General features: G+C 51.2%; 20 protein-coding genes, 1 tRNA gene and 1 riboswitch. Of the genes, 9 read left to right on the top strand and 12 right to left on the bottom strand.

The window, feature by feature from the left end; all coding sequences use genetic code 11:
* Positions 1 to 28 precede the first annotated feature (28 nt).
* Positions 29 to 355 carry a DUF2293 domain-containing protein gene (locus BMZ51_RS14225; RefSeq protein ID WP_068002548.1) on the top strand — a complete coding sequence of 109 codons (327 nt, stop codon included), beginning with the start codon at positions 29 to 31 and terminating at the stop codon, positions 353 to 355.
* Between the two features lie 13 nt (positions 356 to 368).
* Here BMZ51_RS14225 and BMZ51_RS14230 read toward each other — a convergent pair whose 3' ends face one another.
* Positions 369 to 632 carry a hypothetical protein gene (locus BMZ51_RS14230; protein WP_068002551.1) on the bottom strand — a complete coding sequence of 88 codons (264 nt, stop codon included), beginning with the start codon at positions 630 to 632 and terminating at the stop codon, positions 369 to 371.
* Between the two features lie 327 nt (positions 633 to 959).
* On the opposite strand from BMZ51_RS14230, the gene BMZ51_RS14235 reads away from it, so the two are divergent.
* The gene (locus BMZ51_RS14235) at positions 960 to 1,892 is read left to right on the top strand and encodes a glycosyl hydrolase family 18 protein (RefSeq protein WP_068002554.1); all 933 of its coding nucleotides are present in this window, start codon (positions 960 to 962) and stop codon (positions 1,890 to 1,892) included.
* A gap of 101 nt (positions 1,893 to 1,993) precedes the next feature.
* Here the strand turns inward: BMZ51_RS14235 and ettA are convergent, their stop codons facing one another.
* From ettA to BMZ51_RS14260, 5 genes are all read right to left on the bottom strand, one after another.
* Complete coding sequence (gene ettA / locus BMZ51_RS14240) at positions 1,994 to 3,643, bottom strand: energy-dependent translational throttle protein EttA (protein WP_068002557.1); 1,650 nt, start codon at positions 3,641 to 3,643, stop codon at positions 1,994 to 1,996.
* Positions 3,644 to 3,868: 225 nt separating this feature from the next.
* Entirely contained in the window at positions 3,869 to 4,534 is a 666-nt protein-coding gene (locus BMZ51_RS14245; RefSeq protein WP_068002560.1) for an energy-coupling factor ABC transporter permease, read from the bottom strand.
* A 52-nt stretch (positions 4,535 to 4,586) separates the two neighbouring features.
* Positions 4,587 to 4,797, bottom strand: a riboswitch (cobalamin riboswitch).
* Between the two features lie 352 nt (positions 4,798 to 5,149).
* Positions 5,150 to 5,968, bottom strand: coding sequence for a hypothetical protein (locus tag BMZ51_RS14250; RefSeq protein WP_208979485.1), 819 nt, complete (start codon positions 5,966 to 5,968; stop codon positions 5,150 to 5,152).
* 194 nt (positions 5,969 to 6,162) lie between these two features.
* Positions 6,163 to 9,912: an AAA family ATPase gene (locus BMZ51_RS14255; protein WP_068002563.1), complete on the bottom strand. Its 3,750-nt coding sequence runs from the start codon at positions 9,910 to 9,912 to the stop codon at positions 6,163 to 6,165.
* Entirely contained in the window at positions 9,912 to 11,159 is a 1,248-nt protein-coding gene (locus tag BMZ51_RS14260; protein ID WP_068002566.1) for an exonuclease SbcCD subunit D, read from the bottom strand. Before BMZ51_RS14260 ends, BMZ51_RS14255 begins: the two co-directional genes overlap by 1 nt.
* A gap of 378 nt (positions 11,160 to 11,537) precedes the next feature.
* Between BMZ51_RS14260 and BMZ51_RS14265 the strand changes: the two genes are divergently transcribed.
* The 4 genes from BMZ51_RS14265 (at position 11,538) to BMZ51_RS14280 (ending at position 14,279) form a co-directional block, all read left to right on the top strand.
* The gene (locus BMZ51_RS14265) at positions 11,538 to 12,269 is read left to right on the top strand and encodes a pirin family protein (protein WP_068002569.1); all 732 of its coding nucleotides are present in this window, start codon (positions 11,538 to 11,540) and stop codon (positions 12,267 to 12,269) included.
* A gap of 141 nt (positions 12,270 to 12,410) precedes the next feature.
* Positions 12,411 to 12,779, top strand: a complete 369-nt coding sequence (locus BMZ51_RS14270; protein WP_203416129.1) for an ArsR/SmtB family transcription factor — start codon at positions 12,411 to 12,413, stop codon at positions 12,777 to 12,779.
* A 23-nt stretch (positions 12,780 to 12,802) separates the two neighbouring features.
* Positions 12,803 to 13,189, top strand: a complete 387-nt coding sequence (gene arsC / locus BMZ51_RS14275; RefSeq protein WP_068002572.1) for an arsenate reductase (glutaredoxin) — start codon at positions 12,803 to 12,805, stop codon at positions 13,187 to 13,189.
* A 217-nt stretch (positions 13,190 to 13,406) separates the two neighbouring features.
* Positions 13,407 to 14,279, top strand: a complete 873-nt coding sequence (locus BMZ51_RS14280; protein ID WP_068002575.1) for a glucosamine kinase nucleotide-binding domain-containing protein — start codon at positions 13,407 to 13,409, stop codon at positions 14,277 to 14,279.
* Between the two features lie 37 nt (positions 14,280 to 14,316).
* Here the strand turns inward: BMZ51_RS14280 and BMZ51_RS14285 are convergent.
* Positions 14,317 to 14,393: transfer RNA gene (locus BMZ51_RS14285), tRNA-Ile, on the bottom strand.
* 207 nt (positions 14,394 to 14,600) lie between these two features.
* Here BMZ51_RS14285 and BMZ51_RS14290 point away from each other — a divergent pair.
* The 3 genes from BMZ51_RS14290 (at position 14,601) to BMZ51_RS14300 (ending at position 18,387) form a co-directional block, all read left to right on the top strand.
* Entirely contained in the window at positions 14,601 to 15,683 is a 1,083-nt protein-coding gene (locus tag BMZ51_RS14290) for an AI-2E family transporter (RefSeq protein ID WP_068002889.1), read from the top strand.
* A 129-nt stretch (positions 15,684 to 15,812) separates the two neighbouring features.
* Positions 15,813 to 16,568 carry an SIMPL domain-containing protein gene (locus BMZ51_RS14295; protein WP_068002578.1) on the top strand — a complete coding sequence of 252 codons (756 nt, stop codon included), beginning with the start codon at positions 15,813 to 15,815 and terminating at the stop codon, positions 16,566 to 16,568.
* Positions 16,569 to 16,947: 379 nt separating this feature from the next.
* Positions 16,948 to 18,387, top strand: coding sequence for an MFS transporter (locus BMZ51_RS14300; protein ID WP_068002581.1), 1,440 nt, complete (start codon positions 16,948 to 16,950; stop codon positions 18,385 to 18,387).
* Between the two features lie 116 nt (positions 18,388 to 18,503).
* Here the strand turns inward: BMZ51_RS14300 and BMZ51_RS14305 are convergent, their stop codons facing one another.
* From BMZ51_RS14305 to BMZ51_RS14325, 5 genes are all read right to left on the bottom strand, one after another.
* Entirely contained in the window at positions 18,504 to 19,979 is a 1,476-nt protein-coding gene (locus tag BMZ51_RS14305; protein ID WP_068002584.1) for an MFS transporter, read from the bottom strand.
* Positions 19,980 to 20,075: 96 nt separating this feature from the next.
* Positions 20,076 to 20,336, bottom strand: a complete 261-nt coding sequence (locus BMZ51_RS14310; protein WP_068002587.1) for a hypothetical protein — start codon at positions 20,334 to 20,336, stop codon at positions 20,076 to 20,078.
* A gap of 249 nt (positions 20,337 to 20,585) precedes the next feature.
* A complete protein-coding gene (gene rpoD / locus BMZ51_RS14315) occupies positions 20,586 to 22,724 on the bottom strand; it encodes an RNA polymerase sigma factor RpoD (protein ID WP_068002590.1) in 2,139 nt (712 codons plus the stop codon).
* Positions 22,725 to 23,281: 557 nt separating this feature from the next.
* Positions 23,282 to 25,252, bottom strand: a complete 1,971-nt coding sequence (dnaG, locus tag BMZ51_RS14320; RefSeq protein WP_068002593.1) for a DNA primase — start codon at positions 25,250 to 25,252, stop codon at positions 23,282 to 23,284.
* 178 nt (positions 25,253 to 25,430) lie between these two features.
* Positions 25,431 to 25,892 carry a GatB/YqeY domain-containing protein gene (locus BMZ51_RS14325; RefSeq protein WP_068002596.1) on the bottom strand — a complete coding sequence of 154 codons (462 nt, stop codon included), beginning with the start codon at positions 25,890 to 25,892 and terminating at the stop codon, positions 25,431 to 25,433.
* Positions 25,893 to 25,984: the final 92 nt, after the last annotated feature.

Consider the following 25,984-nt stretch of genomic DNA (forward strand, 5'->3'; position numbering starts at 1 on the left):
CTCAACTGACAGCGCAAAGAGAACACGTGTGAGCAAAACCAAACGACAACGGGCTATAAGCGACACACTTGAAACATTCATTCCCCGTGTCACCTATCTAGATGCCTCCGAAATTCGCAGAAAAGCGAACCAGCCGCACTTGCGTCACTTACCAGTTCGCATCGCAGTGCTTCTGGCAACCACCAGCTATGTGCGTCACCAATACACAAACTATGATGATTTACTCGATGAAGGCCTGGATCGTGATGCCGCACGTTATTGCGTCGCCCACGATATGGAAACAATTATTGGAGAATGGGGAGGGAACATAACAGCAGAGGAGCTACTCGCCGCTCCGCAAGAAAGCGACGAGTAATAATTCAAATAGTTTATCGACAAACGCCAATAATCCAAACAAATGCTAGGAAAACGAGTGAGAGTGCTGGAATGATAATTGCGGGATAACCAAAGAACGCAATAGAAAGGCCCCAACCAACAAATATATTAGCACAGAAGTAATACTTGGCTTCATTGTTTCCATGCACTGCATCTTTAAATAGCCAGCCTAAAACTGGAAATAGAAACAGTAACTTAAAGAAAATTGGATCTTCATCCTCTGCAGACGCAGCTGAAGACATAGTGATATCGCTCATTGGGGTGCCCGTTTTTGTTTAATGGGGTAAACACTTGCTTGACTTACATCAAGTTACCACCTGCGCGTATGCGTCACATCAGCACATCTACTTAGCGACAATAAGCTGAACCTAAACGATTCTTATCAAAAGCGTAGAAGCCTGACACTACCTCTAATCGCTCTATGGGTATGGCCATGCTTTGGTCACCGAAGAGACCAAACGCAGCGCGGCTCGACAATCCTAAGCACAGCAACAACGCCCGACTTCACTTTGCAGCACAGCTCACAAATCACAACAGCTTTCGTCACTCCTCTTGTTATTTCTGCAAAACAAAGGGCGCCCAAAATGAATACTCCGCAAATAGTCATCTATACAGACAATACCAATGCAACTCTCTCCTCACTCGCCACAACCGAGTGTACAATCGGAATCCAGGCATTCATAAGCGGCGCAACATTCGGTTCCGACGGCACTTGCACGCTCAGCTACGATTGGCCTATGCAACAGGCAATCGCTCCCGAACCGTCAAGCGGAAAAACACAAGTCCAAATTGCACGCGAGAAAGGCTTAAAGGTACTTGCTGCTGTGGGTGGAGAAACCTTTTCCACCTCCGTTTGGCATCAATGCGATGCCAACATAGATGGTTTCGTCACTGCGCTAACTGACTTCGTGACCAGCAACAACTTTGACGGTATCGACATTGATTGGGAAGACAGTGCAGCTGCCATAGGACAGGGCGGATATAATGCCGTCGACTTTCTGGTCTCCTTAACGCAAAAACTAAAGGAAGCACTACCAACTGATCAGAACATGATTACCCATGCACCGCAACCACCTTACCTTGACCCCGAATGGTACGGCGGGCCCTATCTGGATGTTATGAGACAGGCAGGTGACGATATCGACTACCTCAATATCCAGTACTACAATAACCCAGCCTGGGTCGGCGATGACAACAACCCGGCCAGCGAAACTCAATATGTCGCTGGTACAGTCGGTTCGCCTCCTTTTTCCACCAGCATCGTTGGTTTGCAAACCCAGGGCCTGAAACCCTCGCAATTATTGATTGGTAAACCTACGACAGACCAGAATTCAGGCAGCGGCTACATCAGCGCGAGCGATGTCGCTACCTATATCATTGCGCCCTTACGAGCCGCCTCTCAAGAGTTCGGCGGTGTCATGGGATGGCAATACGCGGTTTCGCCAGGGGGATCAGAAGTCGTAACCCAATGGATTTCGACAATCTCTACAGCACTTAACCAACAAAATAAAAAGTGAGCTCAGGCATAATCTAGACGCGAATAATTTTAGTCTTACCAACAAAAAACGGCGGAGCATTGCTGCCCCGCCGGTTTGAAAAACTAATACAAACTCATAGTTTAACGCGTAAGCGGCTTGTATTTGATACGGCTTGGGTCAGCAGCGTGTGCACCCAAACGACGTACTTTGTCTTTCTCATAATCTTCAAAGTTACCTTCAAACCACTCAACATGGCTGTCGCCTTCAAAGGCCAACATGTGTGTTGCAAGACGGTCAAGGAACATACGATCGTGCGAGATAACCACGGCACAACCTGCATAGTTCTCAAGCGCATCTTCAAGAGCTGCAAGAGTTTCAGTGTCAAGATCGTTGGTCGGCTCATCGAGCAGAAGAACGTTTGCACCTGTTTTAAGAACCTTAGCCAGATGAACGCGGTTACGCTGACCACCAGAAAGGTTACCCACTTTTGCCTGCTGGCCTGGGCCCTTAAAGTTGAAGGAAGAACAGTAAGCGCGTGAGTTGATCTCTTTCTTGTCGAGATAAATCACTTCAGCGCCTTCAGAAATTTCTTCCCAAACGGTCTTATCCGGGTCTAGCTTATCGCGGGACTGATCCACATAACCAAGGTGAACGCGGTCACTAACAACCACATCACCACTGTCCGGCTTTTCCTGACCTGACAGCATCTTAAAGAGTGTAGATTTACCAGCACCGTTGGGACCAATGATGCCAACAATACCACCACGAGGCAGTTTGAACGACAGGTCATCAATCAGCAAACGATCACCAAAGCCTTTAGAAACACCTTGAACGTCGATGACATTGTTGCCAAGACGCTCACCAACAGGGATCAGGATCTGCTCGATAGAAGGCATGCGCTCTTCTTGTGCAGTCAACAGAGCATCATAAGCATTGATACGGGCTTTTGACTTGGTCTGACGGCCCTTCGGCGTCATGCCCATCCATTCCTGCTCGCGCTTAATAGCGCGCGAACGAGCCATGTTCTCACGGCCTTCCTGCTCCATACGCTTGGTCTTCTGGCCAAGGTACGTGGAGTAGTTGCCTTCATAAGGAATGCCCTGACCGCGGTCGAGCTCCAAGATCCAGCCAGTCACGTTATCAAGGAAGTAGCGATCGTGGGTGATGATCAACACTGAGCCCTTGAACTCGCGCAGGTGGCGTTCCAGCCAGTGTACGGTTTCAGCGTCAAGGTGGTTGGTAGGCTCATCAAGCAGCATCAGGTCAGGCTCAGAAAGAAGCAGCTGACACAGTGCAATACGACGACGTTCACCACCGGAAAGGTTGTTTACAGGTGAGTCGGATGGAGGACAGCGAAGCGCTTCCATTGCCATCTCAACCTGGCTTTCCAGATTCCAAAGGTCCTGCGCATCAATGATGTCCTGCAGCTGAGCGCCTTCATCGGCGGTCTCGTCAGAGTAGTTCATCATCAACTCGTTGTAGCGGTCTACAAGAGCCTGTTTGTGCGCAACGCCTTCCATGACGTTTTCAAGAACGGTTTTGTCCTCGTTCAGCTTCGGCTCCTGTGGCAGATAGCCCACTTTAGCGCCTTCTGCTGCCCAAGCTTCACCGGTGTACTCTTTGTCCAGACCAGCCATGATCTTCAAAAGAGTGGATTTACCTGCACCGTTAGGTCCCAAAATGCCGATTTTCGCATCTGGGTAGAATGACAGATGGATATTATCGAGAACTTTTTTATTGCCGTAGGCCTTGGAGACCCCGTGCATATGATAGATGAACTGGCGCGCCATGGGGTGCCTGCATCTCCTGATCTGAGTAAACTTAAGAAATCTCTGAGGGCACTCATAATGGAAGCTGCGCCAAGGGGCAATCAATAACGTTTCTGGCGCGATTGATTCCGCCCATTTTTGTTGGTTTTTCTAGATATTTTCCGCCAACAAAAAAGGGCAACTGCCTTACGCAGCCACCCTTCTTCAAAATCTAACAACTTAAATCAGCTTATAAGCTGTTTAAGCTCATACAAGTTTCAACTGCGGCACAACAGTCAAATTCTTAACAATCACGTTGCCTTCAAACGCTTTCAGGCCTTTAACAGCGATAAACGTCACAACCGGCTCAAGTGCAACAATGGCAAGGTAAGACAAAGCAAACTGGCCCCATGCAGCGAACGGGGTAGCCACATCACCAATCATCAACCAGAAGCCGACCATACCGGTAACACCAGTGTAGTACATAGCGTCCAGCTTCAAAATCTGCGCAAAGCTCACGCGTTTGGCAAGTTTTTGATTAAACAGCTTGCTGCCAGACAGATAGTGAACGGAAATCAAAGGCAGGATCAGTGAAAGGCTGTTCACGCCAAGATGGTAAAGATCTTGCGGATCAAACACCAGTCCCTGGAAAAGAAGGCCAAGGCCAAAGCCCAGAACAACCGGCGTAAAGCCAAGTGTCAGATACATGGCCATTGCGCCAACAAAGTGTAGCTCAGACGGTCCAACGGACATATGGAAGCTCTGCATAAATACAGAGAAGAACGCCGCGGCCAGAAGGGTCTTGAACGGTACCAGAGGATTTTTCAAAAACTCAGAGGCTTGCAATTTTGCTGCCCAGAGCAATGTGCCCACAGCACCCACATTTGCAGCAATAACTTTAGCCGCGGAAACATATCCCGGTTCTACATGCATAATTTCGTCTCCTATTCGCACCCACCGTGCGAGAGCTCTTAAAAAAAGAGCGATTGATATCAAACATTGGGCAGGTTTCCTGGCTCATGGCTTCTGCATCCATCGCCTTCCCAGAGACCCTCTCCAGTGGCTTTTATGATAGACGCACCACGTAACAGTTGCGGGGGCAGCTGCGGCTTGGGCCCATCTTTGGTCATCCCTACCGCATTCCCTTTTCATCAAAGAAGCTTAGCTTCAATAGAACCCAACAGCCGGAATATCGTAGATTACGCGGCAATACACAACCAGAAATAAGAATAACTTTGGATAAGCTGCAACCCTAAGATTTGCTGGCAGATAAAGCGAGCCTGAGGTGTAGGCAAAAAAAGAGGCGTGCACCCAGTGGTACACGCCTTTAAGAAAGTTGACACTCCCCCATCCGAGTGCCAGCCGAAGCTGAACACAGAGATATCAGAGGGCACCAAGTCTTCATTGATCTTCATCAAACCAGATAAAATTATCTGGTAAACTTCGAATATTATTTTTACTTACAGGACTAAGAAGACTTTCAATCGATTTAAACTAGAACCACTCAAATATAACCAAAAACAATTCAACCGAAGCCTCTGTAATTTCCTACTGGTTATTAGTGAGAGTTGTTTCAGATGGTGGTTGCCATGAAAACTTCCTTTGCCAATGCACGCTTGGGGAGATCACAAAGTTCCATGAACTTGAACGCTGGTCCTGTGTACCTGAAGTTGCATCGGGACTGACGCCAACTACACTGCCCTCCTCTACAATCTGGAGTTTGAGAGTACCCTCCTCTTGGCTTGCAAGGTCAAGCAGGCCCAGATCTCCATGCGTGCGCCCAAGAAACACTTTGGGCTCTGAACCAATTCTCTCCCAAATTGCTTTGGCCAAATCATTTGGTTGATTCGCGTTGGGCTTGTTGGATATCTCGATGACCCTATTGCGCGGCACGCCATAGTTCAGCTTCGCCATCGAGCGGTCGACCTCATGATCACCAAAGCTCAAAACCCATATTTGAAACTGACGTTCCTTTAAAAAGCCGACCAGCTCAATCAAGGGCTGGTACGCAAATTCTCGGTAGCGTGCACCAACAGCTTGAGGTCCCTCCAAAGACAAAAGGGCTCTCACATCTTCTGTGTAGACAGATAAGAGGCTCAGATCATTGGGCGTTTTGGGCGTAGCAACCTTTCCATCGGCCTCAGCGAGTACCTCGCTCCACAAAGCACCATCACCAACCAGTACAGCAACGCGCTCATCCAGCTTTACATATTCCGGACTGCCACCGCGCCCCATCCGCTCAATGCTCTCGATGATCCCATGACGGAGCTTACCTTCGTTCCAGCTCGGCAGAATATTATCCCGCTCTCCACCGGTTGGCTGCATAACTGCTATGGCTGAGTATAAAAACAAGCTGGACCACTGCATCTGTCAAGATCACCTTGATGCTGTTCAAGCAAACTTGGTGACGTAGAATGCATATCAATTGCACATAAAACATGAACTAAACGCGCTTGAGAAAAGAGATCACTTTCACAGTTGATGAGTCTCACGTATTTCCTCTCCACTTTAATGTTAATTCAAGCGCAGCATGCAAAACATCGAATAGAAAACGAGGGTATTTACCAGCCTACCGGCGCGTTGACAGTCACACGGCTCCGTCCTGCGCCATGTTTAAGCACTTGAACTTGAACAGGTATTCTGTCCTTCAATGCTTCCACATGGCTAATCACGCCAACTTTTCTTCCTTGCCCCTGCAACATCTCCAGTGCATCGATCGCAAGGTCGAGGCTTTCCGCATCCAATGATCCAAAGCCCTCGTCAATAAACAGCGTATCAACAAACGATTGCCGCCCCTCCAAACCTGAGAGAGCTAGGGCAAGGCTGAGGGAAATAAGGAAGCGTTCTCCGCCACTTAAAGAGCGTGTGGAACGCGGTGTGTCGCCCATATCCCGGTCAACGACAAACAAACCGAGACCAAAATCCGCCCGTTTCAACTGGTAGCGTGGCTTAAGCTGCTGCAGCTGCTTGTTTGCCAGCTCCACCAGGAGATCGAGGGTAACACCTTGGGCCACCTTCTGGAATTTGGAGCCATCAGCAGACCCAATCGCCTCAGAAAGAGCACCCCAAACCAGCGCATTTTCTCTGGCTTCCTGCAATAACCCCATGATCTGCTGTGCTTTTTGGAGAGCTTGTGCGTCCACGCGTAGTTTCTCCGCGCCCACGCCTTTGCTCACCTGCAACTCCGAAAGAGCAAGCCGCTTACTCTCCAGCCGGGAGGATAACTCCTCGCCTGCTTCATCCGGCATCTTGAGCCTTCGAACGTCATCAAGCTCTTTCGCCCAGGTAGCAACTGCGGTTTGAGCGGCAGCCAGGCCATCATCGAGAGCTTTCAGCTCAGCAACAAGCCCATCCCACTCCGCATGGCTGCGCTCGTTAAGCCCCTGATAGACATCATGAGACAAACCAAGCTGCGAAAGCTTTATATTTAACTCGTCATTGCAGCGTGTTAGCACTAAAACAGCTTTTTCCTCAGCCGTCTTCGCAACAGCTAATCCAGCCTCCAGGCGTGCCCATTCCTTGTCTGCGTTGTTTTGTGCGTTGGTTGCGTTGGTTGAGCGTTCTTTTGCGTTGCTATGTTTGTTTTGGAAAGTTTGGCGGTGTTCTTTGGTCGGTTCCCCGTCAAGCAACTTACTGCGCGCATCTTTGCGCTCATGATGCAATTTGCGCAGCTCCTCCAGCTTGCCCATCAGCTCACCAGATGTTTTCACAAGCCCATCGCGCTGAGCCTTTAAACCACCGGTCTCTTTCTCTAGGGATTGCAGCGCAGAAGACGTTATCCCCTCTTGCAGCTCCAGTTGTTCCCATGTGGAGATACGCTCTTGCAGGTGCGCCTTTAAGCCTGCGATGTCATCACCGAGGGAGCCAATTGTCAGCTCTCCATCCAGAAGTGTTTTCCGCACACGTTCTTCAAGCCGGGAACGCGCCTCTGTATTCTCATTCTGGCGTGCTTCAACCTTTGAAAGCTCAATACGTGTTGATGAAACAGCTTCAGCTTTCTGCTGTTGTTCCTTTGCTGTTTTCTGGTGTGCATCACGAAGGCTGCGAAGCTTGGTCTCCACCTGCTCCATATCCTTTCGCAAGGCCTCCTCCTTTTCAAGGACACTGCGCAACGCAGTCAGCTTCTCTTCTGCCTGTTCCACAACACCGTTGAGCAGATCGGGATCATCCAAAACAGCAGCAAGTGTCAGCTCAACCTCAAACGGGGCAGCAAGTAAAGCCCAACCGTCTTTAAGACCTGCGTGCAATTGGTCTGCGTCCTGCGCATACTTGGCCGCTTGAGCAGTGGCGTTGGTATGCGAAGCCTCACAGGCCGCCAAATCGCGGTTAAGCCTATCTAAGCTCTGCTGTGCAACTGCTCTAGCTTCTTCCGCTTCTTTGCGCTGTAGAAACACGTCGCCGAACAGCGAATCCAACGCAGCCCGGCCCTCCTGTGTATCAATAGGGTGATGGTCAGAGCCACACACAGGGCACGGTGCGTCATCAACCAGCTCTGCGCGCAGGGCTTTTACCTGGTTTCCTTGCGCCGCTTCAGCAACGGTAGATAGGCCCCTTGCTTTTTCGAGAGCTTCTTCTCGAAAGCTAAGCTCAACAGCAGCTTTCTCTTTGGCCTGCTTCAAGCCTGCCATTTGGCTTTCCAGCTTTTTCCATGTGGCCTTCTCGCTGTCTCTGTTACGCTTTGCCCGCAGGAAGTGGCGTGAGTTTTCCTGCAGCTTCTCAGCACGTTGACGGAATGCTGAAAGCTGCTCCATGCCTTTGCGCGCAGTATTTCCGCCCAGCTCAGCAACACGAGCTTTTTTAGCAGTCAGTGCCGCCTCGCAGCCTTCCAGCTCACTCACAAACTGCTCAAGCTTCGAGGTCAGCTTGCTTTGAATTTCGCAAAGTTCCGTATCACGTTTGCGCGTTTCAACCAGCCGTTCAGCATTTTGGGAGAGCGCAAGCTGTATGCGCTCAAAATCATCCAAATCTGCATCAAGGGTTTCGCGGCGATCTTTCAAAACCTTGGTCGCACTCAGCCGCGCCATCTGCTCTTTCACAGTGGCTTGCAAAGCTTTCTGCTCGTCCAATGCTTTATCGTGCTCAGATACAGCCTCTTGCGCACGCGCGGCCTCACTTGCAGCGCTATCAGAGCGTTCGCGCAACTGCTTTCCGTCAGCTTCAAGCTCAACCAGCTTGGTATCCAGCTGTTCGGCCGCACTCCATTGCGGCGCCAGCTTTTCAAGCTCCGCTTCAAGTTCATTGAAAACAGCAGAGGCCTGCGTTGCCACGTCGGTTTTTGCAGCAAGGTCCTTCTTTGCCCCATCCAGCATAATCTGGGTGTCTTGTGAGACAGAGCGCGCATCTGAAGCAGACTTCGTTGCCTCAACAACCTTCTGGTTGATCGGTTCCAAGGACCTGATGCGTTCAAACTGCTCCTTCAAATCCCGCTTGGTCTGTGCAGCTTCCGAGCGCGCCTTTAGCGCAACAAACTCGTCTTGGGCAGTGTCCAAACGCTTTTTGGTATCATCCAGCTTTTGCAAATGGGTCAACGACTTGGCAATGGCGTCCATGTCGCTTTGCAAAGCCTTGGATTGAGCATCCAAAGCTGCCTGTTGCTCCTGCAAAGCTGTACGCTCGCCTTCGTCCAACAGGCCGGCTACCTCCGATTTTTCTTCCAGTTTGGCAACGGCCTCTTTTGCTTCAGAGGCACTTTGGAAAACCTTTCGGGAGATATCGCGGTACTTTTGGGTGCCCGTTACCTTTTCAAGCAGGGCTGCCCGCTCATTATCGTTGGCTTTCAAAAAGGCATCAAAATCGCCCTGAGCCAGCAAAACTGTCCGTTTAAACTGCTCGTAAGTTAAGCCAAGCCGCTCTTCAACGGCTGCATCAACCTGCTTGATACCGCTTTCAAGAGCAGCATTGTCCTGAATACGAACTAAAGAACGCTCGACATTTTGCAGCTTGCCCGATGCCTTGTTGCGCGCACGGCGCACAGTCCAGCGCGCACGGTACCCTTCGCCATCAGCCCCAACAAAGTCCGCCTCAGCAAAACCAGAGACTGCGCCACGTGTCAGCACAGTGCGGGGATTGGTCTCTTTCAAATCAGAGCCGGCAACATCTGGCACATTGTCACTGCTGCCAGCCGCACTCAGCCGCGGGCATTGACCAAACAAAGCAAGACACAAGCCATCCAAAAGCGTGGATTTGCCTGCACCGGTCTCACCGGTAATGGCAAACAAACCAGCCCCTTTGAGCGGCTCCTGCTCAAGGTTGACTTCAAAAGGAGCTGCCAGACTGGCAAGGTTTTCGCCACGCACCGCTAGAATACGCATTACTCGACCTCCGCTTCTGCGATAGCGCGATAAAAACAGTCCAGATGTTTGGCATCAGGTTCAATGCCGTGCACCCGCTCAAAAGCGGACTTGAACAACTCATCTGGCTGAACTTCAGAAAGGCGGATAAGGCTCTCAGCCTCTGCGCTAATCGGGGCTTGGGTTTGGGGCCGCAAAACGGAAACACCTGCACTACGCACTGGATATTGTGCAAGAATCTGATCCACCTCTGCCTTCAACCCGCTGGCAGAAACCTGCGGCCTTAAATCCACATGCACAAACGGCTGCTGCTCCACTGGTAATGCACTGTCGAGGCCCAGCGCCTCCAACTCCGGCACCAGCTCTTCCAGCAGCAACCCGCCATCCCCTTTCAGGCGGTGGAACGCAACCGGACGGTGAAGTCCAAGGCGTTCGATAGAAAGCACACCAGCATCTGAAAAGCTCAACAGGTTCACACCATGCTTGTAATGTTGCTCTGTGACGGAAAGAGGAAAAGGGGAACCGGAATAGCGAATGGTCTCCTTGCCCACCTTCTGCGGTTTGTGCAGGTGCCCAAGCGCGACATAAGCAAGATCATCCGGAAACTGCTCCCAAGGCATGGCGTGTTCGCCGCCAATGAGAATGCGCCGCTCCGCCCCTTCCGATTCCAAACCACCAGCAACATGCAAATGCCCTGTCGCAATCAACGGCAGGTCACCGATTGCCGCCCTCACCTGAGAAACAGCGGCCTCGTAAAGCTCTGCAACAGCGCGCACCACAGGAGAGCCTTCGACTGTTGTCGAAAAGCTCAATCCAGGAAGGTCACTCGTGCGTGGGAAAGGCAGTGCCAAAGCATAGGCTTTGACCTCGCCATCACTGGTTTTGAGTGGAACAAGGTGATGGGACAGATCCAAAGAACCGTCCTGCCTGCGCACCATACCAACCGCTTGCACACCAATCTTTTGCAACAAAACACCTGGCGCTTCTACGCGCCCGGCGGGGTCATGGTTGCCAGCAGTCAGGACAGTGACCAAATGCGGGCGTTTATCATGAAAGCGAGCCAGCGCTTCATAAAGCATCTGCGAAGCTTCAGCAGATGGGTTCTGATTGTCAAAAACATCTCCTGCAACAACCAGCGCGTCCACCTCATGCGCGTCAATCAACTCTTCAAGCTCGTTGAAAAATTGTTGATGCTCATAGGTACGCGACCAGCCGTTTAGGCTCTGGCCAATATGCCAGTCCGCTGTATGCAGGATTTTCAACGCCATACTACCTGTTCCACGCTCCAAGACTAAAACAGCGGTATTTGGACAACCGCCGTATCATGACCCGGAAGTCACTCATTCACCAATCCGCAAATTAGGCATAGGGTGGACACTGAAGTCTTTATAGGGCCGCGCCTACCCACAGATTTGAGGGCTTTGACACAGGTAGCGCACAGGAATCTGAGTTTCGGCTTCACCCAACGAAATTTTTGAGAAATTCTTGCCTGTTTTTCGCAGTTTCCGCAAAGGCGCTCCGAATCCCTTCGTTCATCATTATTGAACAATAAGATCACTAAAGCACGACTTGTTCACGCAGAGAATAGGAATATCTTTAGGTCCAGGACAGCAAGTTTGAAAGCGTTAATAATTTGGAGACCTGCAATGTTGAACACAGCATCTGATTTAAAAATAAAAGTCCGCGCCGGCAGCGCACGCGGCCATGCCAATGCTGGCTGGTTGAAGAGCGCCCATTCTTTCAGCTTCGCCAACTATTATGACCGCAATAACATGCACTTCCATAACCTGCGCGTCATCAATGACGACTGGATCGCAGGCGATGGCGGCTTCCCAATGCACCCTCATGAGAACTTCGAAATTTTCTCATACATGCTGGAAGGTGAACTGGAGCATAAAGACACCATGGGCAACGGCAGCACCGTGCGCAAAGGTGGCATTCAGTTCATGAGCACCGGCACTGGTGTCCAGCATTCAGAGTTCAACCCCTCACCAGAGGCCCCCTCTCACCTGCTGCAAATCTGGTTGATTCCAGCGCGCAAAAACACAACGCCGCGCTATGAAATGCTGGATCTGGATGACACGGCACGCGATGGTAAATTGCAGTTGTTTCTGTCTCATGATGGACGGGACGGCTCCATTCGTACCGAGGCAGCTGCCGACGTCTATTCCGGCAAACTAGACGGCAAAGACGAGATCAACTTTGAGCTGAACGACCACCGCGCCGTGTATGTGCATGTGGCCAGAGGCGAACTACAGATCAACGGTGCGACCTTGGAAGACGGCGATGCAATTGAGGCCGAAGGACGTGGCAGCTTAGTGCTGAACAACGCCAAAGGCGCAGAAATCATAGTGTTTCACCTCTCTGACCGTCCATAATGAGAGCACATAAACCACATTTACTTTTCAAACTTGCGTCCATATGAAAACAAAGAGGCATCTTTCCCAGATGCCTCTTTGTCGTCGTTTCACCCCAAACCTCCTATTGCAATACTACAAGTATATTTGTAGTACCTTCTCATGACTGACACGCAAATGAGCAACACAGTGGACGCGCCGCTGCTGCAAGAGGGCGACGCCGTTGCTGCGCTCTCCGCTTTAGCCCACAAAGACAGGCTTGCTGCCTTTCGCTTGATCTTGACTGCGATGCCCAATGGCCTCCCCTCTGGTCAGGTCGCGAAGGATCTTGCTATTGCCCCCACACGGATGTCTTTCCATCTCGCCACGCTGGAACGTGCAGGCCTGCTCACAGCGCAGCGTCACGGCCGTGTGGTGCGCTATGCCATTGCCCCGCAAACCATGCGCAGCCTGCTTCACTTCCTGACACAGGATTGCTGCAACGGCGATCCAGCCCTGTGTCAAAACCTCAATCCAATTCCCAATCGTTGACCAACTTCATCGGAGTGATCCACATGCAACCGACCATCTACCACAACCCCAAATGCGGCACCTCTCGCAACACGCTGGCTATGCTCGAGCAAGCTGGTACAGAGCCACAGATCATAGAATACCTCAAGAACCCGCCCTCGCGTCAGACGCTAGAAAAACTGATTAAAGACAGTGGTTTAAGCGTTCGTGAGGTCCTTCGCGACAAAGACAAGCTGTACAATGAGCTAGACCTTGCAAACGAAAAATGGACTGACGAACAATTGCTCGATTTCATGCAGGAGCACCCAATTCTCATGAACCGCCCAATCGTTACTACCGAGAAAGGCACTCGCCTGTGCCGCCCATGCAAAGTCCTGCTCGATATTTTGAGTGAAGAGCAGGCCAGCACTTTCGCCACGGAAGACGAATAAGTCGACTCTGCGCCAAAACACTAAGTTTTGTTCAAATGATCTTGTAGCCAAGCATAATGTAATCGGGTGGAAGCAAACTGTTTTCATCCGATTACACTCACACCTTCAGCGCAGCGTACGCGCCCTCATTCCTAGCGAAAACAAACTCGTCTCAACCATGCCTTAAACACATGCTGCCATACACAACAGCAGGATAGAAACAGGAGAGACGAACCTCATGGACTATATTCTGGGTGTCGATGGTGGAGGCTCCACATGCCGCGCAGCAATCGCAACAGCAGACGGACGTTTGCTGGGCCATGCAAAAGCCGGGCCCGCCAATATTTACAGCGACCCCGCCCAGTGTCTCAACTCCATACTCTATTGCGCAAAAGAGGCCTGCGAGGACGCAAACCTGACCGAAGAGGCCTTGCAACAAACCTTCGCCGTCCTGGGTCTGGCAGGTGCGAATGCCTACACCAATCCAGAAGGCATCGCCCAAAAGCTTCCCTTTGCAGAAGTGCAAATCGTTTCAGACAGCCTGATTGCCTTGGAAGGCGCTCATGGGTCGGACGATGGCGTGGTCGCTATTTTGGGTACTGGTTCCAACTTTATGGCGCGCAAAGGCGGCAAGCAGTACCCACTCGGCGGATGGGGCTTTCATTGTGGTGATCAAGGTAGCGGCGCGAAGATGGGGGAACGTGCGCTCAAAGAAGCCCTGCTCGCCCATGACGGTCTGCGTTCATTGGGTCCGCTCACTGAACACATTCTGAGCCAGTTTGAAGACAATCCGCAAAAACTCTCTGAATTTGCCCGTGCAGCAATGCCAGAAGATTTTGCCCAGTTCATGCCTGTCATCCTTATCTATGCACAGCAACAAAGCAGCCTGGCCCTGGACATCGTGGAGGAAGGCACCGCTTACGTCGCCTCCGCTCTCAGACTTCTCAGCGACGAGGGCACACTCCCTATCGCCCTGCTGGGAGACTTAAAGCCAGTCTATGAGGCATTCCTCCCCCCCGACATAAAGCAGTTGATCGTACCCGCCAAAAACGACGCCCTGCGCGGCGCGCTAGAAATAGCCCAACGCGAAAACACCCAGCACAGCGACTAAGCACACAGGTCTTGAAAAGAGAATACGAGAGGGAAGGTGGTAGGCCCGGAGGGACTTGAACCCCCAACCAGTCCGTTATGAGCGGACGGCTCTAACCAGTTGAGCTACAGGCCCTTACCGAGGATAGTTTCTACACCAACACATGCGCCAGAGTAAATTGTTTAAAGCATGTAGATCCACAGATCCTGTTGAAACTTGGGGATGCATCTTTTCCCCGCCAGATCTGCACTGATTACACCACAGTACTTTATAAACACCTGACTTTAAGAGACTATGTGAATAGCTAAGGAACTTACGCCAGCCCACCCCTTGGAGTGCATGATGCGCCAACCCCTCATAAAGTTCACCGCCTCACTCTTCCTTCTGGTTATTATTGGGTGGCTTTTGTTCATAGGGCGCTCGCTCATTATCCCTCTTATTATCGCTTTGGTGCTTTGGTACATTATCAACTCCATGTCCACTGCCCTACAGCATTTGCCCGTGGTGGGCTCTTATCTGCCGCGCCCACTAACAATCCTCTTAGCGCTGCTTGTGATTTTTTATGTGCTTGGCATCCTGTTCAATATTGTCTCCGTCAACCTTCAGCAATTAGCGTTTGATGCACCCACCTATCAGGGGCGTTTGGATGAGTTACTGTTAAAGCTCTCAACTCAGCTGAAGATGGATAAGCCAATCCAACTTTCCGATATCCTACCCAACTTCTCGCTGAGCGCAGCACTAAGTACAGGCGCCTCCGTTCTCACCAGCCTTGCCGGTTCAAGCTCGCTGGTATTCATATATGTGCTCTTCATGATTTTCGAGGCGGCAACCTTTGACAAAAAGCTGGCCGCTCTTTTTGAAGACACAGACCGCGCGCAGCTTGCATTTGCCATCCGTGATGAGGTTGGTCGCCGCATGCGTCATTACATGGGCATCAAAACAGGCGTGAGCATTCTCACTGGCTTCCTGACTTTTGGCATCACAACCTGGGCGGGTCTTCCTTATGCAGCTTTGTTCGGGTTCATCGCGTTTCTGCTCAACTATATCCCGACAATCGGGTCACTTATTGCAGTGATCTTCCCAAGCCTTTTGTCACTGGTCTACTTCGACACCCTGACCCCGTTCATCGCCATCACGCTTGGTTTGGGGGCTGTTCAGTTCATGCTTGGGAACTTGGTAGAACCGCGACTGATGGGCACACAACTAAACATTTCTCCGCTGGTTATTATGATCTCCTTGAGCTTTTGGGGCGCATTATGGGGCGTTCTTGGAATGGTCCTGTGTGTACCACTCGTGGTGCTCACTATTATTATATGCGCGCAGTTCCCCTCTTCCCGCCCCATCGCAATTCTTTTGTCGGGAGATGGCAACGTCGGCGAGCCAATAAACCTGGATCACCAGATTCAAACCCGTGAATTGACATGATCACGCCCGAGAGACGCCGCAATTGTAACTTTAAATTGCATTTCTTGATATTCGGCTGATCAAATCAACCGTCCGCCACACTGATCACGTATCAGCCAGAAACAACTTTGATACTGGAGACATACTTAAATGCAGACTAAACAGAAGAAATTGCGTCTTCCAAGCATAAGCGCACTTGCAGTTACCGGACTTGTCGCCGTCGCCCTTGTCGTATCCAGCGGCGTCAATGCCAAGGCTGACGGAAAGCCTGCCAAGATCACAATGTCAGGGTCAGGTTCTGTAAACGTTGCACCTGATACGGCGACGCTGGTCTCTCGTGTTGTCACACAGGGCGACGATGCCAAAACTGCTCTCCAGAAAAACTCAAAGACCATGCGTACGATTCTGGCAGACGTTGAAAAGGCCGGCATCGACAAAAAAAACATACAGACCACTGGCTTCAATATTTCCCCGGTCTATGACAACCATCGTCCCAAAAGTGGCGAACCCAAAGTCCCTGAGATTGTAGGGTATCGCGTTCAAAATGGCATCCATATCAACCTGAAAGACATTGCCAAGCTTGGTACGACATTGGATATGCTCGTGCAAAACGGCTCCAATAATTTAGGGCAAATCCAGTTTGGGGTATCTAACCCTGAAAAATACATTGATGAAGCCCGTAAGGATGCCGTGAAAGATGCGCGGGCAAAAGCAGAAACCTATGCCAAAGCGGCCGGTGTAAGCCTTGGCAAAGTCCTACACATTTCAGAGGCAGGTTATAATCCAGCTCCGTACCCAGAAATGAGAATGATGAGTGCTCCAAAAATGGATGGCGCGCCACCAATCGCAGCAGGCCAGGAAAAGCTCACCTCATCCGTGACAATAACATATGAGCTGGTGCAGTAACACGAGCCTCCAACCAAACTCCCAAACCCCGCCCCAAGCGGGGTTTTCTTTTATGCAGCCCTCCAATTGCAGCTTGCAACTTTTGCTTAATGAAGTTCTATCTGATCTGTTTCGAACTTAAGAATCATGCATGCATTAGCCCGCAGATCCGCCAATCTGTCTGCATTACGCAAGCATATCCCAACAACCCGTGTTTCTTTAAAAAAAGACCCCCTCGTGCAAGTCAAAGGCTAAGCCTTCGAAACAAAAGGAACAATCCGCAAATTTATGCGGGGCCGATTTATGGCATTTTCAGTCGATATTAATTAAGAAAGAAGATACTTTACTTATTCAGTTACGCAGAATAAAAAAAATATACATTTCTAAATAGGTGATACTTATGACGTTATCTACCTTAACAAACACCGCTTCATTATCGCCCATTAAAACGCTCACCACTGACGGGCGCTGGCTGGCTTCCCTTATTATGGTTCTGGGTGTCGGCTCCGCCAGCATGAACAACTTTCTCTCCTCCGCTATTATGCCGGACATCATCAGGGATCTGGGCGGACAGCAACGCGCGTTCTGGGTGCTCAGCCTGTTTCAGGTCGGTTCCGTTTTAGCTGGCACTGTTACTGGCACTTTAAAGGCCAGAATTGGCGCACGTCCTCTTTTCATCGCCGCTGCCCTTTCATTTCTTGCAGGGTCTTTCATTGGCGGTGCGGCCAGTTCTTTGGAGTACCTCCTGCTCGGCAGAATGCTGCAAGGCCTTGGCGAGGGGATGATCGTTTCTTTGTGCTACACGCTCATCTCGGACCTTTATCCCAAACACGCCGTTGCCTCAGTTTTTGCCCTTTTGTCAGGTGTATGGGCTGTTTCCGCAGGCATCGGCCCGCTCACAGCTGGAGTGTTGACACAAAGCTGGTCGTGGCGCGCCGTGTTTTATGCCAATATTCCACTGGCACTGATCTTGCTCATATTGGCGATAACCGTCATTCCCTCCACCACACGGAACACAGAGGCAACAGCACGGTCCTCAGACAAGTTGAGCATGTTCCCCCGCCTAGGACTGCTAGCGATAGCGATCTTGCTCATCGCGTATGTGGGAGAATTGCGAAGCCTTAGTCATATTGCTGGAGCATTGTTCTCCGGCCTCTTTCTGCTGTTTGTGGTTGCCAGGTGGGATAAGCAGAGCGCAATACCGTTTATCCCACGCAGCGCCTTCAAGTTTTCCGGCATACTTGGGCTTGGCATGTGGGTCACATTACTTCTGTCCATTTCCAGCGCTGCCCGCGGTATTTACGGCGCCGCCATGGGGCAGGTTCTGTGGGGCCTTACTGTAACGCAAGCCTCCTATGCAATGGCGATCACCGCCTTTACATGGACAATTGCTGCATGGACAGTTGCAAGGGTTCAAACGCCCGGCACTCAAGCCAACCTGATACGTTTGGGTGCTTTGAGCATCACCACCGGAATTTTGCTCTCCGCAGCCTCCCTGCACTTTCTCTCACTTTGGATCTTCCTGCTCTCCTGTGCCTTTGTCGGCCTCGGATTTGGCATGAGCAGCCAGTTCCTGAAGAGGGCAATCATCTATGCTGAAACGGAAGAAGAGCGTGACAGAGCCTCTGGCTTTATTGGCCCAATTCAATCAGCTGGCATCACCATCGGTGCGGCATTCGCTGGTCTACTGGCAGGTCTTAGTGGCTTTTCAGTCCCCGGCGCGAAGGATTTGATCACAGCACAAACAGCCTCTCAAACAGGTCCGCTCGTGTTTCTCTTCATGGCTACCATTGCCGGCCTCGCCACCCTCGCTGCTTTTAAAATGCCAAGGATGAAATGATATGTGCCGTAAATGTGGAGATAACCCAGGGCGAGATCCGCCGTATCTTTATGCATCTGCCGGTGCTTTCAAAATTCACTTCCAAACCACACCGTGGAAATTGATAGTCCTGACTTCTAGTCCTCCGCCTTATCAGCGGCCTGATCAATCTCCTGAAACGTGCGATTGGTTGTCTCAATACGCCAAACCCACGTAAAGAACGCACCTAGAAGCGACGTTGCCACCAGCAGCAGCAGGAACAACTCCAGCCCCAAAGCCAACAAAACCGTTGGGAATAAAAACGCAGAGCCAACCGCACCAACCTTGCCGCAGGACGCTGCCAAACCAGCCCCGGAAGCCCGAAGCCGTGTCGGAAACACCTCCCCCGCCAAAAGATAGGTCTGCGCATTGGGCCCCACATTGCACATAAAATTAAACACCATCAGCCCCGCAAACAGCATGGAAAACCCCACAACCCCATCGCTGATCACACCAACACAGGCAATAACAAGCCCAACTGCACAGCCAACAAACCCCCAAATCTGAAGCGGGATTCGGCGCACGCGATCAGCCAGCAAGACAGCACACACAACCCCAAGAACCAAGAACACATCCAACACCGCCGTGATGCGGGCCGACATGACGTTTTGCGCAAGATGGCCCACCACATTGCGGGCCGGACCAGAGCTTTCGCCTAGCACCTCCAAAAATAACAGGGGCATGGACAAACCAATGCCGTAGGTCGCAATATCCTGAAAAAACCATGGCACAGACGTGAACGCCAATTCGCGCCGTCTCTCAGGCGAACGCAGCAGCTCCAGCAAGCCCAAACTGTGGGCATGCCGCTGCTTCATATGAGGCTTCAGTGCGATTTTCCTAGGGTATTGCGGGGTACGTTTCATCAAACGGTAGAGCGCAAACTCTGCCTCTACCGTTTTATGGTGGGCAATCAGCCAGAACGGGCTCTCGATAATAAACAGCCTGCCAATCAAAATCAGGAGGGCGGGAACAAGAACCGTCGCGTACATCAAGCGCCACACCTGCGTCGTCTCATCTCCTGATAAAACAAGGTAGCTGGCAATCGTGCCCACCAAAGCCCCAAGAGCCTGAAAACTAAAGGCTGCAAGCACCATGCGTCCCCGGTGCCTCGCCGCAATACACTCTGAAATCACCAGGTGTGCTGTAGGATAATCGCCCCCTAAAGCTATGCCGATGCCAAACAATGCCAGCAACACAATAGAAAAGTTCGGCGCAACAATCATAAGCACCAAAAAAGCAACCAGCACCACCATATCAGTGATAAATACAAAGCGCCTGCCCAACAAATCGGCAAGACGACCAAACCCAGTTGCACCAACAAGGATGCCAAGCAAAGGCGTAGAAGCAACAAGCCCCGCTTCAACCGAGGTCAAACTATAGGTTTTGACAATGAGCGGAAGCGCAACCCCCGTCATGAAGATAATGCCACCTTCAAAAAACTTCCCAGCAGCTGAAACGGCCCAGATACGCCATTGCATACCCGTCATTGGCGCATGACTGAGAGGCGTTCCATCGGCCCAGAACGGCGTTTCATCAATGTATCGCTGAACCGTTTTGCGCTCGGTGGTTTCCATTGCAACTCCAGAGCAAAGGTAGTGAACCAAGCCCTTAGGCGAAGAGGATGTCTTAACGAACGACCACAGCTGGCGCCTCCTGCCGCAGCTCAGGCATTACGATCGCGGGACCGGTTGTCCAGGTGGAGGAGGAGGCGTGCGCCTGAGCGGCTGATCAAGGTACCGATCAGGGCCATGACCGCGCCAACCCGCATGGTGCACACGGTTCATCATCGCAAACATCATAATCACAACAATAACCACAAAGACCAGTAGTGTCGTAATGATGGAGGTGGCAATCACCCAGCCCCGGCTTGGCTTATGCCGCACGGCCTCCTTCAAACTATCCAGCTCACGGCGAATATCTTCCGGTTTCATAGTCCAGCTCCATCACAACACATGAGCCGAGTATTCCAGAAACCCCGCAACACCTGCTTTCACTATTGGCTAGGAATCTAAACAAACAAAACCGTGCTTATCGCACTAAAATCATACCCACTTTTCCCCACTGCACGTCAACCTCACCATCTTAGCGCGCTAGGTGCCGCATCAGTAGAACAGTCAAAATACAAAAAGCCGGCCCCTTTTCAGAGACCGGCTTCTTAATCTTCTCAAATCCGTAGCAGCTTAGCTGTCCAGGAAGCTCCGCAGTTTGCGGGAGCGGCTTGGGTGCTTCAGCTTGCGCAGTGCTTTCGCTTCAATCTGACGAATACGCTCACGTGTAACGGAGAACTGCTGCCCAACCTCTTCCAAAGTGTGGTCGGTGTTCATGCCGATACCAAAGCGCATACGCAGAACACGCTCTTCACGAGGTGTCAGCGATGCCAGAACGCGGGTCGTGGTCTCACGAAGGTTCGCCTGAATTGCCGCATCAATCGGCAAGATAGCGTTTTTATCCTCAATGAAGTCACCAAGATGGCTGTCTTCCTCATCACCAATCGGTGTTTCAAGGGAGATAGGCTCCTTAGCGATCTTCAGCACCTTGCGGACCTTCTCAAGCGGCATCTGCAGCTTTTCAGAAAGCTCTTCCGGGGTTGGCTCACGGCCAATCTCGTGAAGCATCTGACGAGAGGTACGAACGATCTTGTTGATCGTCTCGATCATGTGCACCGGAATACGGATGGTGCGTGCCTGATCCGCGATGGATCGGGTGATCGCCTGACGAATCCACCAGGTCGCATAGGTGGAGAACTTGTAACCACGGCGGTATTCGAACTTGTCTACCGCCTTCATGAGGCCAATGTTACCTTCCTGAATAAGATCCAGGAACTGCAGGCCACGGTTGGTGTATTTCTTGGCAATGGAGATAACGAGACGAAGGTTCGCTTCCACCATTTCCTTCTTTGCGATACGTGCTTCGCGCTCACCCTTCTGCACCATGGAAACCAAGGTACGGAATTCGGTGATCTCAAGGCCAGTCTCAGTCGCAAGCGTCTGAATCTCGCCGCGCAGTTCGCGGATCATGTCACCGTCGTTGGTAACAAACTTCTTCCAGCCACGGCCAGAAAGGTTTGCAACCTTGCGGATCCAGTTCGGGTCCAGTTCAGAACCCTGGTAGTGTTTGATAAAGTCTGAGCGGTTCACACCGTTGCTGTCAGCAAGACGCAGCAGGCGGCCTTCATAACCCATCAGCATTTTGTTGATGCTGTAAAGCTGCTGAACCAGTGTCTCAATACGGTTGTTATTGAGGTGCAGGCTCTTCACTTCAACAATAATATCTTCTTTAAGCTTCTTGTAACGACGCTCCTGAGACGGAGACAGTGTTTTGTTGGCCAGCTTATTTTCAACCAGCTGATCCTGAAGCTTGCGCAGCTTTTTGTAGTCTTCAGTGATTTTGTCGAAGATTTCGACAACCATAGGCTTCAGTTCAGCTTCCATCACGGAAAGAGAAACGCTTGCCTCGTACTCGTCGTCATCGTCGTCAGTTGTCTCACCGCCCTCAGCAGGTGCTTCACCCGGCGCGGCAGCAGCGGGCGCAGCGGCAGGCGCAGCAGCAGGCGCAGCACCAGCAGCAGGCGCAGCAGCACCGTTAGGCTTACGGGCTTCTTCTTCTTTGCGCTTGCGGGCTTCTTCTTTTTCCTTAAGGCGTACAGCCTCAGGAACTTCACCCTCACCAGCCTGTTCCTGCTCAGACAGGTCATCATCAGATGGACCGTTCTTGCCGTCAGGGCCAGCGTATGTCGCATCAAGGTCAATAATATCGCGAAGAAGAACTTTGCCTTCGGCCAGTTCCTCACCCCAGATGATAATCGCCTGGAACGTCAGCGGGCTTTCACAAAGGCCAGAGATCATGGCCTCACGGCCAGCCTCAATACGCTTTGCAATCGCAATCTCGCCTTCGCGGGAAAGCAACTCAACCGAGCCCATCTCGCGCAAGTACATACGAACCGGATCATCGGTACGGTCTGTAGGTTCTTTGGCAGTTGTAGTCTTGGTAACAGCAGTAGAAGAAGCAACGACCAACTCACCGCCATCTACAGCGGGAGGAGCCTCCTCTTCCTCTTTACCTTCTTCTGCATCTTCCGACTCAACAACGTTGATACCCATTTCAGAAAGAAGCGACATGGTGTCTTCAATCTGCTCAGAGCTCACCTGATCAGGTGGAAGAACTTCATTTAGTTCGTCATAAGTGATGTATCCGCGTTTTTTTGCGGATTTAATCATTTTCTTGACGGCGGCGACCGACAAATCCAAGAGAGGACCATCTTGTCCTTCTGCGCCTGCCGGTTCCTGCGTATCTTCAGCTTGTGTCGCCTTCGTCGCCATATTCTGCTCCAAAGTCGCTGGTCGTGCTCCAGCGAACTATCGCGTTACGCAATCAATCGCCCCCGTGTTTAGACCACACAGGCGGCTTTTGAATCACATTTGACTTTGGGGTTTAACGCAAAGTCCCTTAAACCTGACTTAACCCTGGTATCAAAATGTTTTCACGGAATTGAAAACCCAAAACACATTCGGGCAGGACTGCGCATCGGCATCCCTACCGTTTTAGGCCGTATCCGGCACATTCCAGGCATCGACAGCGCTGATTGTCCGATTATGATTTCGCCGCTTTAAAGACATCTAAGGTCTACGGGCGCTCGCATCGGCTGTCTGACTTAGTGTATGTAGCCCGCCTTTCGTGATTCGCAAGAGCGATTCGGCCCGGTCAATCTGATTCTAGGGGATTTTGGACAGTTCATTGCCCATTTTTCTGGATAACTTTGAAAAACAAGCATTCTTCTCAGACAAACCATCCTCAAAATGCCGCCAACAAGGTCTGGGAGAGTCCGACCCCATTCACGCGATAAATCAGTTAGGGCGTAAAATTTTGCGCCTTTGTGCTACGCATGCCTGGAGGATTTACTGGCTCGCATTTTTATTGCACGCTCCGCCAGCTCTTGCTCATCGCGCAAACACTCTTCCTGACGGCGCGCTAAGTCTTGCTTTAGAGCCTGAAAACGGCTCCAGGTTTCTTCGGTCAGATTTTCTTCCATAGCCCTGGTTTCATGCTCAAGTTCAAGCTCAAGCATTCTCAGTTCCAGCATATCGGCATAATTCAGGAACAACATCTCCACGAAGTCTTCTGGCGGATCGTCTTTCAAAATCTGCAAGCGGTTGGTCAACGCATCCCAGCGGCGCAACGTGCTTGCCTTACTGTCTTCGCTTTGCTCCACCGAACTCACAATAGCTTCCTGCAGGATTTGGTAGAACCGCTCATCCAGCTTGTTGTAAATTTGCGTAACAGCGCCCTCGGCCAGATCTGTTGTGATGCGAACGAGTGCGGACATGAACATGGAGTGCAGTTCATTGGAATATGTCAGCTGCGAGATCCGCTCAAAGTGGCGATCAAACATCTCTGGATACATCAAGCACATCGTACAGAAACTACGTTCCACGCCATAAGCAGGCGTATCGGGAGCTTCAACACGGGCAAACGAAGCCCGGTCAACCTCTTCCCCCGGTTTTTTGTTACGCCAACCACCGCCACTGCTGCCACCTTTTGCTGGACCGCGATTGCGACGACTTTCCTCGTAAAACAGGTTGGAGAGCTTAAGGCGCAAATCCATCCGGTAGCGTTTTTGAACACGCTCATCCTTGATGGTGCCGACCAAATCTTCAACAGCTTTTTCAAGGGCGGCTTTCCGTTCCGGTGTATCGATGCGAGCCTGGCTGCTTTCACGTTGCCAAACCACTTCAGAAAGCGGCAGTGCTTTTTCAATCTCTCCATACATAGCGGTAACACCGCCAGCATTAATCACATCATCGGGGTCCTGCCCATCTGGCAAAAACGCAAACTGGAAAGACTTACCACTGGTCAGAACAGGCAGGATACGATCTACAGCGCGATGCGCAGCCGAAATACCTGCAACATCGCCATCAAAGCAGACAACAGGCTCATCGGAAAACTTCCAAAGCCGCATGATCTGGTCTTCGGTGAACGCAGTACCAAGACTAGCAACTGTTCCCTTAATTCCAACCTGCCACAGCGCAATGGCATCCATATACCCTTCCACCACAATCGCCTGTCCTGCATCGAATGCAGGTTTACGAGCGCGGTGGGCATTAAACAGCATAGTCCCTTTGTGGAAGACCGGTGTTTCTGGAGAGTTCAGGTATTTGGGCTGACCGTCCGGGTCCATTGTCCGACCACCAAAGGCAACAGCACGTCCCCGGTCATCATGGATAGGGATCATGAGCCGATTGCGGAACCGATCATAAGAGGGACGTCCGTCCTCCGGCTTGATGAGCAAGCCCACTTCAATAAGCTCAGCTTCACTGACATCCTTCGCCATCAAAGCTTTTTTCAAATTATCCCGACCTGCTGGTGCAAATCCGAATTGAAACTCATTGAGGGTTTCAGCTCTCAGACCACGGCGCTGCACATATTCTTGTGCAGACCGACCTGCCGATGACTGAAATACATGCTGGAAATAGCGCACCGCCATCTCGCAAACATCAGTTAAAGAGTTACGTTTTGCTGCTTTACGGGCGGCTTGAGGGTCAGGTGCAGGTAACGCGATTCCCGCTGAACTGGCTAATTCTTCAACAGCCTCTGGAAAACTTAGGCCCTCAGTCTCCATCAGAAACTTGAAATGATCTCCACTTTCCCCACAGCCAAAGCACTTGTAACGGTTCCGGCGTTCATCAACATGAAAGCTTGGCGACTTCTCTGAATGGAACGGACAGCAGGCCCAATAGTCGCCTTTTCCGGGTTGAGATTTGCGCCGATCCCACGTCACACGCCGCCCCACCACGTCCGAAAGGGAGACGCGGTTGCGGATGTCTTCAAGGAATAACTGGTCGAAACGCATGGTAGTCCGTATTTCAAGTTGGGCGGAAAGCTTCCGAGCTGTGAATTTAGCTGCGCACTGCCGCAATTGCCAGCAATACCGCCATTTTTTAGTGATTAGCTTCGGTATAGCATCAGAAAAAAGAAAAGCCGCATCCTAACAAGACGCGGCGTCGAAGAAGCACTCCAAAATCCACCTGCTATTGTGGAGCGCGCAACATTTGTTTCACCATGCAGCTGGCTTTTGCAAAGTCCATCTGACCGGGGTAACGCTCTTTCAACTCAGCCATGCAGCGCCCCATATCGCGCAGGCCACGAGCTTCAACGCATTCTACAACTGTTTGACAAACAAGCTTCATTTCATACTCGCTGAGCTGCGAGGGCAAGAATTCGCGGATCATATCCACTTCGTCTCGCTCTTGCGCTGCAAGTTCAATTTTACCGTTAGCCTCACAATGCGTGGCCTCTTGCTCACGCTGAATAAGCATAGTGTGCAAAAGGTCCATGAGCTCTTTTTCGCTCAACCCATCACGGCCTTGCTCACGTGCTGCTATATCGCGGTCCATAATGGCCGCAGAAATAAGGCGCAGTGTCGCTGCACGTCTCTTGCTGTTGGTTTCTTGCGCGGCTTTGAGCGCATTGGCAATTTTATCTCGCAACATACTTTAGGAACCCTGACGCGGAAACTTTAAAAGAGGCTGTCCAAAAACCGGATAATCTGCCTCTTCCTCTGATTTAGGCTAATTTCCTGTAA

This window comes from Pseudovibrio axinellae, assembly GCF_900110875.1.
Taxonomy (GTDB): Bacteria; Pseudomonadota; Alphaproteobacteria; order Rhizobiales; family Stappiaceae; genus Pseudovibrio; species Pseudovibrio axinellae.